At 56.8% G+C, this 13,291-nt stretch carries 11 protein-coding genes and 1 pseudogene; 2 read left to right on the forward strand and 10 right to left on the reverse strand.

The window, feature by feature from the left end; all coding sequences use genetic code 11:
• Window positions 1-196: 196 nt before the first annotated feature.
• Window positions 197-688, forward strand: a pseudogene (locus QD336_RS12755) (IS3 family transposase); the annotation flags it as partial.
• A 36-nt stretch (window positions 689-724) separates the two neighbouring features.
• Here the strand turns inward: QD336_RS12755 and QD336_RS12760 are convergent.
• From QD336_RS12760 to tssI, 10 genes are all read right to left on the reverse strand, one after another.
• Complete coding sequence (locus QD336_RS12760; RefSeq protein WP_499170962.1) at window positions 725-1,084, reverse strand: C40 family peptidase; 360 nt, start codon at window positions 1,082-1,084, stop codon at window positions 725-727.
• Between the two features lie 620 nt (window positions 1,085-1,704).
• Window positions 1,705-2,997, reverse strand: coding sequence for an MvaI/BcnI family restriction endonuclease (locus QD336_RS12765; protein WP_499170963.1), 1,293 nt, complete (start codon window positions 2,995-2,997; stop codon window positions 1,705-1,707).
• Window positions 2,998-3,026: 29 nt separating this feature from the next.
• Window positions 3,027-3,485: a very short patch repair endonuclease gene (locus QD336_RS12770; protein ID WP_499170964.1), complete on the reverse strand. Its 459-nt coding sequence runs from the start codon at window positions 3,483-3,485 to the stop codon at window positions 3,027-3,029.
• Window positions 3,478-4,728 (reverse strand): DNA (cytosine-5-)-methyltransferase, encoded by a 1,251-nt coding sequence (gene dcm, locus QD336_RS12775; protein ID WP_499170965.1) that lies wholly within the window; start codon window positions 4,726-4,728, stop codon window positions 3,478-3,480. Before dcm ends, QD336_RS12770 begins: the two co-directional genes overlap by 8 nt.
• A gap of 228 nt (window positions 4,729-4,956) precedes the next feature.
• Window positions 4,957-5,187, reverse strand: coding sequence for a hypothetical protein (locus tag QD336_RS12780; protein WP_499171096.1), 231 nt, complete (start codon window positions 5,185-5,187; stop codon window positions 4,957-4,959).
• Between the two features lie 211 nt (window positions 5,188-5,398).
• Window positions 5,399-6,442 carry a hypothetical protein gene (locus QD336_RS12785; RefSeq protein WP_499170966.1) on the reverse strand — a complete coding sequence of 348 codons (1,044 nt, stop codon included), beginning with the start codon at window positions 6,440-6,442 and terminating at the stop codon, window positions 5,399-5,401.
• Between the two features lie 84 nt (window positions 6,443-6,526).
• Entirely contained in the window at window positions 6,527-7,258 is a 732-nt protein-coding gene (locus QD336_RS12790) for a GAD-like domain-containing protein (RefSeq protein WP_112199453.1), read from the reverse strand.
• A gap of 2 nt (window positions 7,259-7,260) precedes the next feature.
• Window positions 7,261-8,841, reverse strand: coding sequence for a polymorphic toxin type 15 domain-containing protein (locus QD336_RS12795; RefSeq protein ID WP_499170967.1), 1,581 nt, complete (start codon window positions 8,839-8,841; stop codon window positions 7,261-7,263).
• Entirely contained in the window at window positions 8,838-9,947 is a 1,110-nt protein-coding gene (locus QD336_RS12800; RefSeq protein ID WP_499170968.1) for a DUF2169 family type VI secretion system accessory protein, read from the reverse strand. Before QD336_RS12800 ends, QD336_RS12795 begins: the two co-directional genes overlap by 4 nt.
• Before the next feature lie 13 nt (window positions 9,948-9,960).
• Window positions 9,961-12,228 (reverse strand): type VI secretion system tip protein TssI/VgrG, encoded by a 2,268-nt coding sequence (tssI, locus tag QD336_RS12805; RefSeq protein ID WP_499170969.1) that lies wholly within the window; start codon window positions 12,226-12,228, stop codon window positions 9,961-9,963.
• Between tssI and QD336_RS12810 the strand changes: the two genes are divergently transcribed.
• On the forward strand, window positions 12,197-13,288 hold the full coding sequence (locus QD336_RS12810) for a hypothetical protein (protein ID WP_499170970.1): 1,092 nt from the start codon (window positions 12,197-12,199) through the stop codon (window positions 13,286-13,288). The genes tssI and QD336_RS12810 overlap by 32 nt on opposite strands.
• Window positions 13,289-13,291: the final 3 nt, after the last annotated feature.

Here is a 13,291-nt window from a genome sequence, read left to right on the forward strand (position 1 = left end):
GTCTCAAGCCCCAAGGCGCAATTCCGGTGGCGTAATCCGGAKGAAAATCCATACATCTTCCGGCTTGAAGACCGCAGTACCGTCACGTCGCACTATCATGACGTTGCTATGGCCATGGGCCAAGCTTGAATAGAGAGCCGTATGCGCTGAAAGGTGCACGTACGGTTCGGGGAGGAGAAGCGCATCCGCGCTTCTCACTCCACTCGCCACCTGGCAAGGCTTCGTCTACGTGGCGTTCGTCATCGACGCCTTCGCGCGCCGGATTGTCGGCTGGCGGGTGAGTCGAACGGCGCATGCCGGGTTCGCCCTCGATGCTTTGGAACAGGCGCTTCATGAGCGGCGTCCCGTTCATGGCGGCGGTCTCGTTCACCACAGCGATCGCGGCGTCCAGTACGTCTCGATCAAGTATTCGGAGCGACTGGCCGAGGCGGGAATCGAGCCTTCCGTCGGAAGCGTCGGTGACTCTTACGACAACGCTCTCGCCGAAACGATCAACGGTCTCTACAAGGCCGAGGTCATTCATCGGCGCGGACCATGGCGGAGCTTCGAAGCGGTTGAATTCGCCACCCTGGAATGGGTCGACTGGTTCAATCATCGACGGCTTCTGGAGCCCATCGGCAACGTCCCGCCAGCCGAAGCCGAGGAGCAGTATTACGCCATGCTGGACGAACCAGCCATGGCTGCATAACTTAAACCAAACGGCCTCCGGCAAACCCGGCGCGGTTCACTTCGTCTCGTTCGCCCAAGAACGAAAACTTGCAGAGGCCGCACTTTGCGTCGAGGGCAACAATTTTCCTTGGGGCGTTTTGCCCTGCCTTGACCTTTCAATGCACCAATTTATGAACGCAGCGCACCATGCCGTTTGATCGCCTTCCGGTTTTCGCAACAATGTTGCGTCGAAAAAGCTAACAATTATCGGATTGGCTCGGACAGGCCACTCGTCACAATAGCTGCTCGTGTCTGAACCAAAAACATCATCCATCTCACCGTTCTTCACGCTCAGAAAGTAATTTGCGACGTCGATTGGTCTGCAGTTCGTTGGGCTCAACGCTAAAATTTTGCGCGCCAAAGCGATCTCCGCCATATATGGCGCCTCGGTTCCTCGGTCTTGTAGCTCGTCAAGAGTAGGCACTCGACTAAGGGCATTTAGGTCGACCGGAGTGCCGCTGCCCAATGAGATGGGAACTGCGGATGCGATACCAGGCAATAACATCCCAGCAACCACCGCCGTGCCAGACGCGATGAGAAATTGTCGACGGTCCATTCTTCCCCCTTCAAGTCGCTAAGCTACTAAACTCAAGTTATCGCCCCTTCTTTTCCTGGCTAATTTAGAGGCATATCGATTTTTAATGCAACCGTTGTTTGCCATAGAGTATCCCTCCGCCGGATCTTTCAATTACCCACATCATCGGCGGCGTCTGCCGCAACTCGCACGGCCCCTAATTTGCAACTGTCGATTTTGAAATTTGCGTTTTGTGGTGGGGATTTAGCGCCGATGATCGCAGTGCTTTTGCGCAGCGGATCGTAGTTCTGGCTGCTGTAGGATACTGTAGCGTGGTTGCGGGGGCAGGATTTGAACCTGCGGCATGAGGATTTGACCTCCAAGAGCCCACCCAAAGGCTTTTGATCCCGAGGGCATCAACACGCCGTCACCGAGCCCTAACTCTTAATGACTGCGGTAACCCCCGGTTACAAAGCCGGACTTCAAATCGAAAGCTCAACCACCTCAGTCGCGTGATACATTTGCCCGAGTTGATCGTGCCGAATGCGAAACTGGCTGCGTCGCTTGATCCGGAAGTTTCCGGCGACATCGGTCTCCAGCTTGATAGCCGGATCGTAATAGACAGTTCCCGCCGCCAGTGCCTTCAGGAACAGGATCAGGTCCGTCTGTTCGCAGAGCTGAATGCGGGGCCCGAAGCGGTATTCAGGTGGCGGCGTCCGGAACAGCGAGGGTATATAGGCGGCCTGGGCATGTTTGCGGTTCCAGTGCTCGATGATGCCCGTATACTGCCACAAAGCGGCAACCTCACCATGCTGGTCCAACAGGGCAATTCCCCCGGTCAGGTCGGTGATCTTGCCGGATTCGAAATCGTAGCCGGTCAGACGCAACTGCAGGCCGGTATCCGGGTGACAGCCGCGTGCACTCGAATAAATCCCCCCGAAATTCAACCGCCCCGCCTTCCCGCTCTTGTCGGCATAACCGAACCTTCGCAGAAAGGCTTCCACCCCCTTCTCGCGATAAAAGCCGCCGGTCGGTTCCGGCGTCAGCAAGGTTACCGGGCTCGTCGGCCGGTAGCGGTCAAAGTCGGTTACGCCATACTGCTTGATTTCCCAGCCGAGGTAGTCCGGTTCCGAATAGCCGTTCGGCGTGATACCCAGTTCGGCCTCCAGCGTATAACCGCCACCGTTTCGCGCGACATAGGGACGGGCGATGCCGTCGGCACCAAGCTTCTGCGAGGGTATCCAGTGTTTGGCATAGATGGCCGTGAGCGTCTCCAGAAGCCGCTGCCTCGTACTGCCGGCTTCAGGTACCGCCGGAATTTCCAGAAAAACACCGGCAGGCTCGAGATTCACGGATGCATATATGGCGTTGGCCAGGGGACTGCCGGCCGGCACGGCGTAGCCCAGAACCTGCCCGTCACGGGTGATCCCGAGAAAAAGTACCCTGCCCTCGTCGCGAACCCGCATGACATCGCCCGGCGCATTGCGGCATCCCTTCAGAAAGCCGGACATCCGCACTTCGGGGTATTTCGGGTAGAGAATAAGCTGGGCATTCGGGGCCTCGTAGCGGCCGTTTTCATCCATCCACCAGAACCGGACACTTGCCTTGGCACGGTCGCGCACGCTCCCGGCCGTATCAGATTCATCGGTCTCCACAGCACCGTGCGGAATAACGTTCAGGGCAGAAAAGTCGCCGCCGAGGTAAATCTGGTTCTTCGAATTGTCGTTCGGTGCAAGCTTTTTGGCGTAAATTCGCTCGGCGCCACCCTCGCGCATCAACCCGGCAAGGGCCTCAAGGGTATCAATCATGCTGCGAGGCCCCGGATTTCCAGTTCGGGTGTTTCACCGCGCAGCCATACGGCAAGGGTGGCAGCAATATCATCAACCGGCAACTTCTCCCTGCCCTTGAGCGCGCACTCCCACACGGTACCCACGCGCCAGCCGGTCTCCCGAAGAAGAGTAATCGCCCTCACATCACGCGCCACGTTTCCCGAGATCTTGGCCTGCCAGAATTCCGTGCGCGTCGAGGGCATACGGAAGAGATGGCAGTCATGGCCATGCCAGAAGCAGCCATGGACAAAGACCACGGCGGAATATTTCGGAAACACCATATCGGGTTTTCCGGGCAAGGTGCGCTCATGCAGCCTGTATCTAAAGCCGGCCGCATGCAGGGCCTTGCGCACAAGCAGTTCCGGCTTCGTGTCCTTGCCACGGATGCCGGACATCATCCGGCTGCGGACATGGGCAGAAACGATATCAGCCATTGACGACGGCTTTCTCCTCCTCCGCCTCGGGAAGATGAAGCACCTGACCTAGCCGGGCTTCCGGCAGCCACGGGCTCATGGCCTCTGCAATGGCCTCGACAACGGGCATGACGACCGCATTGCCGAACTGCTTGTAGGCCTGGGTGTCGGACACCGGTATTTCCCAAGCGCGGTTTCCCCGCTCGAACCCCATCAGACGGGCACATTCCTTCGGAGTAAGCCGGCGCGGACGCTTCCCCTGCCCCTGATCGATCAGGATTTCGGAGCCATCCTTGTAATAGCGGGCGGAAAGCGTGCGGGCGACGTCACCGGGACCAAACAGACCGAACCCGAAGCCGTTGCCCTTGGCCTCGTGCTTCTTCTTGTAGTTCTGGAGATATTCCCAGAGCTTCGGGGTCAGGGTGTATTTGGCGTCAACGCCGGATTGCAGGATGCTGCTCAAGGTCGGTTCCGGGCCTTCCGGCACAGCGACGTCATCAAACGAGAATCCGGCACTGTGATCGCGGAACCCGGCAATGAAGATGCGTTCCCTTCCCTGGGGAACCCATGGCCGGGCACTGACCACCCGGATCACGACCTTGTAGCCGAGTTCCTCTTCGAGCACCTTCATGATGGTTGCAAACGTGCGTCCCTTGTCGTGGCGCTGGAGGTTTTTCACGTTCTCCAGCAGGAAGGCTTTCGGCTTGTGGTAGCGGATGATCTGCGCCACGTCGAAGAACAATGTTCCCTGTGTGGCATCGAGAAAGCCGTGGGGACGCCCCAGTGCATTTTTCTTCGACACGCCGGCGATCGAGAACGGCTGGCAGGGAAAGCCTGCCAGCAGCACGTCGTGCGCGGGTATCCTTGCCAGCGCCTCATCATCCTTTGTGTACTCCCGGATATCACCGGCGAAGACGTGTTCCTCATCCTCGGGAAAGTTTTTCCGGTAGGTCTCTGCCGCGTATTTGTCCCACTCGCTGGTGAAAACACATTTACCGCCAATGCTCTCGAAACCGACCCTGAGACCACCAATGCCGGCGAAGAGGTCAATAAAGCGGAACCGGACCGGCTTTTCCGGCAACCGGTGGCTTTCGGCCATCTGCCGGAGCATATCGAGAGCAAGCGGCGACGGAGAGCATTCGCCGTTTTCGTGACGGTAGGCGGAGCGGATGGAAGCCCTGGTGACGCGCGCAGCCTCCTCAAGGGTAAGTCCGGCCTGCTCCCTGAGCCGCGCGAACTCTGTCTTGCCGTCCTGATGCGTCATTCCCGAATCTCCGCTGTGTCGATTTTTGCCACTCTGGCACAAAGGGACTCAGCAAACAAACCGTTTGTTCCCTATTTGTTCGAATTTTGACAAGTTCACACAGGAGAATTTGCTTCACACCAGAGCCCTGCTTGCAGCTTTTGCCTTGGAATCATTCAACCTTGGAACAAACCAAGAGGCAACATTCGCGGGCAGATGGCTGCGCACAAATGTACGCAGCCACGTTGTTCAGTGTAGTGAGGCGCTTGCCGCAAGCCGCTCATCCTTGTCGTGCAGCGCGAAGCGGTCATCCGCGCCTACCTCCCCGCTACCAACCGATATGTCCTGCTTTCCGCCGACGACGTACTTGTCGAAGTCCGGAAAACCGTCCTTGTAAGCAATTCCGTCGACCTTGGTTCCGTCGGGTAGGGTTTCGTCTCGTTGAACTTGAAAAACCGTTGCCATCGGCAGGTTGAGCAATCTTGACACCGTACGCCTTTGCTGCAGCCAAGGCGCTGCCGGACGCAACCCAAGTAGCCGATCGGTGGAACTTGTTGGAAAACGCCAGTCGGGCATCGCCGTAACGCCGAACGGGCCTCGCAGCGCTGTTGTTGCCGTTCTGGATGAGAAGGGGTCATTGAACCGGCCCAGTCTTACTGGATCACAATTGGTCTCATCGCATGAGCACGGCTCATTTCGTCACGCTCTTGGAGTTTCGTTCCAACAACTCCGGAGGAACCTCTATCTCGTTCCATGCGGTGCCATCGAACCTGTGAATGCCATGCTTTGAATCGAAGTAGTAGAGAACGTCGTCAATCGCCTGAACCTTGACCGGAGTTGGAACACTTTTGTTGATCCTTGGATCGAGGACGGGCTTCAGCGGCGAAAGAACGTGGCCGTCAAACCAATGAAGAGCATAGTCCGATGCAATGACCATCCGATCCTTAAATCTTGTAACGGACCGCAAATCCTCATCGTTCCCCTTGAAAGATACGTCCTGAAAACCATCACGTGCGTTGCCGAAAAGAATGACACCATTGTTTCCAACGGCCCACACTCTTTCGCTATCCTCTACAAGAATGTCCGAAAGCGTTGCGGGTTCGGCGTAGAATTTTCCCGAACGCGGTGTAGCAACAACACGCCAATCCGTTCCATTCCAGTGATATAATCTACCCTCCAGAACCCTGCTTTCGCCCTCGGCTGCGTGATGGATAGCAAGAGCTTCATCAACTCTTCCAAGATCGAAGAGTTCGGCAGCCCGCTCCTCCTCCTCCTCAGTGAGTTTTCTCGTTGTGCTTGCAGGGCTGTAGGTTACGTTCATATAGATGTCATTTTGCGATGACCCGGCCAAATCTCCAAATATAAGATACTCGTACCCTGCCTCAGGCCTCGGCAGCTTTTCCCTATGGAACCATTCCCACGCGGAACCAGTTCGCCGGTACAATTGTGAATGGTATCCCGTTACGAACAGGGTTTCGTTTATAGCGACAATACGGTTGGTGTAGCCAAGCCCCTCCGCGTCCTCACTATAAACACCCGATCCTTCTATTTTCTCATGCCGAGGCTCTTCGCCGGCAGAAAGAGAATACACATCGCCTTCATCGCTTTTGACATAAACAACAGGTTTGCCATCCGCCCCTAACCAGCCCGTAGTACTGTCGACAATACGGGGAATACCAACCCGTGTCCAAGGTTGTTCGAAATCTCCCTCAAACACAAGAATGAACGAATACATGTCATCGTATTCACTTTCACTGAATGCAGCGCAGAATGTATTCTTGCTGAGCGCACAAGCGGAAGTGAGTCGTACGCGCATGCCTTACCTCGCCGAACCGATTTTCCTGCGAGGAGTGACTACACCCAAGCTGCGGTCCCCGTCGCTTGGCGGTGAATAATCATAAAGCGTGGGCGAATCGAGTGAAGCCAGCAAAAGTAAATGTTCCGCTACTTTCACCTTTTGCAGATGTTCGACATTATTCCGGCCACCAATACTAAGTGCAGGGGCGAAACCATAAATCTCACCGGGTTCAAGTTGCCCAATCCTTTCAAGAGCCAAGGGCATCATGTTTTGGTATTTTTCGTCCTCCCATGGAGCCACATATGGAGAGACGTTGAATGACAATTTTAGACCAATCATCACTTCGTCGGTCCATTGGCGCTTTTGATCTTCGTCATATCCGCGGGGCTCCACCCGGACCATGCCATTTGGCAAATTTAACCGTATCGTCGCATCGCCGTACCAAATATCGACGTTACCGAACGCATTGTATCCGAAGGCAATCATGCGCGTTGGATCAAGCTCGGGATCACCGAGAAACACATAGTCGATAACCGGCTGAAATATAGAAGGATCGCATATCCAATACTGTCCTTTTGACCAACTGCACCAACCTTTTTCGATCCAGAATTTTACCAGAATTTCAGGCAAACGATCCTTGTAGCGCTCTACTATTTGCGCACTAGGCTTCACTATGTGGTCGATTTCGTATGCATTGAGGAGTTCCTCAATCCACTTGGTTTCAAATACGTTGTAGTTCGGCTGCTCTACCATTGTTATGTTCCTGTTAATGGCTCACCGGGGCGACTGGGGTTGCTGGGGCAAAGTCGAAGATCAACTTGCACACTGGGGCAGTTGTTCGCCGCTTGTCTCTTAGCATGCTCTGTTAGTCGGCTGGCGCGAGTATGTCCGTTTCGATTTGGATTGATCCATTGACTTCCCATAGAACTATTCTCGGAAAGGCCACCTATCCGATTTTCAATTGGCAAGGTCTGATCGACCACAGAATTATATTTACCACCCGCGATCATGTCCGGATTATGCAGTGCGGCCGCCGAATCCAGATATTGCCCCAATTTTATCGGACCCTGGACTGGACCGTACTTATCAACGTACATTTTCTGGATGCGCGGATCATTCCTATATTCTTGGCGCGCTTTCGCCTGCAGCGGCTCTGACAAAGCCCGCATACCCGCCGGATTCGCCAAATACTTTGCTTGATTGGCCAACATCTGCTGCGGACTCATATTGTTGAGCCCTTGTTCCTGCAATTCCATTTGTCGCTTGAACTCATCGAGATCGATCGTACTTTTTGTGGGCATAAAGCAGATTATCAATAAACGGCATCTACGGTTTTCATCCTCATCGATACGAACATTTGATCCAGGTGGCGGCACAGGAACAGGTTTCGGCTCCGGGTCCTGCGTCGGTTTATTTTCCTTTCTGTGTTCCTGAATTTTTGCAAACGTCTCAGTTCGGATGTCAGCACCACTGTCCCAGAATGGAAGTTCGTTTATTCTGCGTTGCGCATCTAAAAGCAATTTCTGTTCAAAATCATCCTGTGGGACGGTATCGGAAAAATTCATTTTGTTGGTCGGAATAAGCACACCGGCGGCGAATATTCCGATCCCCGCCAATATCGTTCCCAGACTGACACCTCCCGCCGCGGCGGCAGCCCCTCCAGCACCGGAGGTTGCTGCACCGGCAGCGGTACTTGCTCCTCCAGCCGCGGCTCCACCCGCACCTTGAACGAGTGGAGCAAATCCTGGCGTGACGAGGAAACCTAGAGCAGCGCCACCGGAAGGAGCAGCGTCAGATGAACGTTTTTGCTTTTCTGAAGCATCGGCGACTTCAATTGCACGAAGCGATCCTCGTACAGGATCATCATCCTTGGGAGGATCATAGGTCTTCGTGCTGCGGACAAAGATCGCCTCTCCCTCGGTATTCCTGTTGTTCATATGGAAACGGTCAAGGTGGCGAATGACGTGCGAACCCTCTGCACGCACCTGATCGGCATGGCCGATCGGTTCGCAGATGCTCTCCACCGTGCCGGATTTCACACCTTTTCGGACACCGGGTGCATCGCCATGGACATGTGTTGTGCACGAACGCATGACCATAGCCTTCTTACCCGTAAACCGGACGGAAGACGTGTAATTTTTATCGTGGCCACAAAAATCCACGACCGGATAGGGAATAGGCACCACAGATGACCCGACAGGGGTCAGGCATACATCCGGGGCCAAAGAGACGATACGCGCCTCATCAATGTCACGCAGCCCCTCGCGCGGCGTCTTCGTCGTCCATGTATCGGGATATTGTGGCTCGCCGATATAGTCGTCGCGAGGGATACTCATGCTGTCTCCCTTGCAGCCGCTTCGGTTTCAGGAGCCTTCAGGCGAACCCGGGTCAGGATAAGTTTTGTTTCACCGGCATCGGGAAGAGGAAACCTGATGCGCCAGGTCAGAAGCACCCGTCCGTCATTGCGCCAGTCGAATTGCACGCCATCGAGCTTCAGCACATGCCATTCATCGCGATCTTCGCGAGAGCAATGGACACCGAGGGTAAGGCCAGGCAACGAGCCTTTCGCCACCGGATGCTTAGAACTCAGATTAACGAGCTCGTAGTTCTCGTCACCCTTGAGGTGAGGCGTCGCGACGAGATCAGGATGGGCGGCCTGCCAGAAGCGTGGATCGAAATCACGAGGCAAAAGCGGATGCCGTTCCGCAACCCATGCATCGTCATAGGTTCCGGAATATTGCTGACGGAACTGCCACCAAGGCGAAACGAGCCCAAATCCCTGCGGTTCCGGCGTGCTCCGCCAATTGGAATGCTCACCAACGGCAGCGATCTGCGGAGCTGGAACAGGCCCGGCGTCGGCAGGCATCTCAAGATTGACGATGCCGCACCCAAGCGGGTTTCGGCGCTCCACGTCAATCGGTGTTTCCGTCCCCGCGTCACCTGTGCCAGGGATCGCGCCGCCATAAGCGTTGCGCCAGCATATGGCCACGCTTCTAGCCGGTTCAGGATCGCTCAGTTTCCAATCCGCTACGACACGTTTGGCTTCCCTGGCGGTAAAACCTGCCCATTTCTCCTTAACGACAGGTTGCCAGAAGCGTCTGCCGAAAACCTCGATTTCCTTGAAAATTCCACCAACGCGGATGGAGGCACGCCAGGATTTCTCCGGCTCGCCACTCGCAGACCACGCATTCCCGAGAAAGGTTATATCCGTGCCGGGCTTGTCCGGGGTAAGATCGCTCTGCCGCAGGAGGACTGTTTGATGCGGATCGTCCTCGTAAGCGTCTTCCCATTGAAAGCTCTCCTGCTCACGAGCGATCTCCATTGTTCCGTCCTGCACATGCGTGAAGGTAGCGCGCACGGAAACAATGCAATCAAGTTCCCCCTCGGCATCAAACTGACGGAAAGCCATCGCGGGAAACGGCAGGCGGTTCTGAAGTTCCAAGACCCGGCCTCCGTCAGTTCAGATCGATCGGCTTGCCGCGAAGCTGAAAATGATCCGTCGCCACGAAGTTGAAGGTCTTGCCAAGAATGATGACCTCGCCATTCGCCTTCATGATGAATTTGGAATCGCCGCATTCGATGACGAACTCTTCACCGACTGCAATCTTCTTAAACTTTCCGACGCTCTCCAGCGACGTCTGGCCTACATTCGTAACCTTGCTGACCCCGATCTGTTCAGCCTGCGCCACACCGACGCTATCGGATTTGAACGTGCTGACGATCGTGTTCATGATGCCCGGCAGCGGGAATAACCCCGAAGCATCGGAACCGACGCCCGAGCCGGAGCCGGCAAGCGCCGTACCCGCATCTGCACGCGGGCTCGGGCCGGAAACGACGCCCTCACGCGAGGAAATACCGCCTGCGCCGAGGAAGCCGAGGGCGGATGAGGCGAGCGTGGTGGCGAAGGCCGCAACGCCCGGGCCACCGCCGCCGGCGATCTGGGCGGCCTGCGAAAGCAGCCCCGCCGTCTGACCGGAGAGCGCCTGCACGCCGGCCATGGCCATCATCGCCATCGGCCCCGTGCCGCCGACGACGGTGTTTACCGAGCCGCCGATCTCGTGCTTCTGGTTGCCGGAAACTTCCACCGCGCGGTTGCCGCCAACCGAGGCGACCTCATGCCGGTCGATGCGCTTGGTCCGGTCATTCAGAACCCGCGTCGTCTGGTCCTTCTGGGCGTGGAAGAACTGGTTCTCCTTGCCGGCCTCATCCTCGAAGGTGATTTCGTTGAAACCGTCGCCCTTGTGGCTGTTGGAGCGCAGCACCATGCGCGTCTTGTTGGCGGGCAGGTCGTAAGGCACGGAATTGGCGGGATTGTTGACCACGCCGATGACCAGCGGCTTATCCGGGTCGCCATCGACAAAGGCGACCATGACTTCCATGCCGATGCGCGGAATGACCTGCGCACCCCATGTGCCGCCGCCCCATGCCTGGCTGACACGAACCCAGCACGTATCCGTGCCATCCTTCTTCGCCTTGCGGTCCCACGGGAACCACAGCTTGATGCGGCCATATTGGTCAGGATGGATTTCCTCGCCTTCAGGTCCGGCGACGATCGCCACCTGCGTGCCTTCGATGCGCGGACGCTTCGTCGTCCGGTGCGGCGTCAGCGGCACGCGGGCCGGGATCGCCTCGAAGTGGTTGCGATACTCCGGCTCGTTGCTGTTTGTTTCATAGGACAGGTCGACGATGCTGTGGCTTGCCCTGATGATCACATGCTCCTCATAGGCATGTTCGGGATGGGCGACCTCGTAAGGCGTGAAGCGCCGGCCAGCCTCCAGAATACGCGCGGTCGACGAGCCGAACACCCGGTCATGATCGGCTTCGATGGACTGGGTTCTGAGTTTCTGCGCCCGCTCCGCCTCTTCCACCGTCCTGATGCGGGCCGGATATTCGTAAAGCTCGCGTTTGGTCGCATCCGGCATCTGCACCAGCGATGGCGTCATCGTGCCCGGCACCATGCCCGGCGTTTCGAAATTCCAGTCCGCACCCGCCCGCTGGCCGGAGACGTAAKAAAAGCGCCGCGCCCAGTCATTGATGTGGTTGCGATCCGACGAGCCCTGCGCAAGCCGCACCGTTCCCTCGCCCTGTGCGGCCGGTGATGGCCCGAGCCARCCGCTGGCGCTATCGGCCACATGCAGCTTGTGGGAGCCATCCTCATGGCTGAACCAGTAGAACAGCCCGTCCTCTTCGAAACGGCGGGTAAGAAAATCGAGATCGGTCTCGTTAAACTGGACGCTATAATGCTGTGCAGGCGGCGGCGAGATGATGCCTGATGTATCGGGGGCGGGAATGCCGTGTTCGGAAAACAGCGTCTCGACGATCTCGACCGCCGTCTTGTCCATCCAGATGCGGCAATCGGACCGGCGCGACAGCAGCCACATCTGCGGCCGGATGGTCAGCGCATAGGAGCGCATGCCACGGGTAATCGGCGGGCCTTCATGCAGTTCCGTCACCAGACCGTTGAACGGCCGGCGGATGCCGCTGCCCTCTTCCCCGTCTCCCTGGCTTATCTCGACCGAAACATCGACCAGCCGCCCGATCAGCTCCTCGGGCTTCACCGCTTCTTTCTTGGCTCGCACGGTCAGGCGGATGTCGAAGAGCTGCGACACGCCCTCCTCGACGGACAGGCGCTCCGGAAGAAGCTGATCCTCGCCGAGTGGCGAAGACACCTTCAGAACGCGGCTCGCCTGAATGAAGTCAGAGGATGAGGGCTGGTCATTCATTGCGAACCTCGATAGCAGAGCTAAAAAAATCAATCAGCTGTCAAAATCTCGACAGAATGCAATCAAACATTGTGGCGAAACCAAGGATTCACCACGAATTCTGCAACCTGGATATGCCAAAATTCCATCGATGAAATCTGACAAGCCGGGGCACGGAGTGACGATCGAAAAACAACCGAGGCAGACGAAACACGACGCCGACAGTTACGGTTTGCGCCGCGAAGAAGCTGCCGGGGTCCGCCACGGCGCCGGCTGGTGGGTCAGTGTGAGGCGGCGTGGCCACAGGATTGTCAGGCTGTTCAAGGACAGCATCTACGGTTCGGGCCATGCCGCCTATTGTCAGGCACGCGCCTACCGCGACGCCATCATCCTTGCCATTCCGCCCGCCACCAACCTCGAGCAGGCCGTACTTSTGCGCACGAACAACCGAAGCGGCATCTCCGGCGTCAGGCGTGTCGAGACCGCCGACGGCGATGCCTGGCAGGCAACGCTGATGACCCGTGAGGGGCAGAAAAGAGAAAACTTCTCCATCGCCAAACTGGGCGAGGAAGCGGCAAAATCGATGGCAATCACACAACGCCGCAAATGGCTGAAGGCGCTGCCCGTGACCCATCTCGCCTATGCCCATCACGCTGCAGAAGTGGCGCGTATGCAGTTTGGCGACGGGCTTGCGCCGGCGTATGATGTTTTGCCGGAGGTGCGTCTGGCCGATGCTGACATCGAGGCGCGTATCAAAGAAATTAACGACCAGTTTGATGCGTCTCGCCCGAAGCGACTGCGGGTTCGGGTAAAAAGCTATTCAACAGACAGGGTATCCATCGCAGTTTCCGATGCAGAAAGCCCCGCGCGGAAAAAACTCATGCATCTCAACACGCGCGGCAAGGCAGGGACCGAAATCGTCAACGCGATCAACAGCAGCGTCCGGGAAACCGTAACGGCAATTTATGATGAGAAGACCGCGTGCTGGTTCAGTTCCACCTATGGGGACAAACTGCTCAATCCGCAGACATTCAATATTGACGAGGGCTTTAACGTGCTCGTTTTTGTGCCTCGGGAATAGTGC

Origin of the sequence: Rhizobium sp. BR 250 (genome assembly GCF_047445855.1) — a bacterium.
Taxonomy (GTDB): Bacteria; Pseudomonadota; Alphaproteobacteria; order Rhizobiales; family Rhizobiaceae; genus Agrobacterium; species Agrobacterium tumefaciens_I.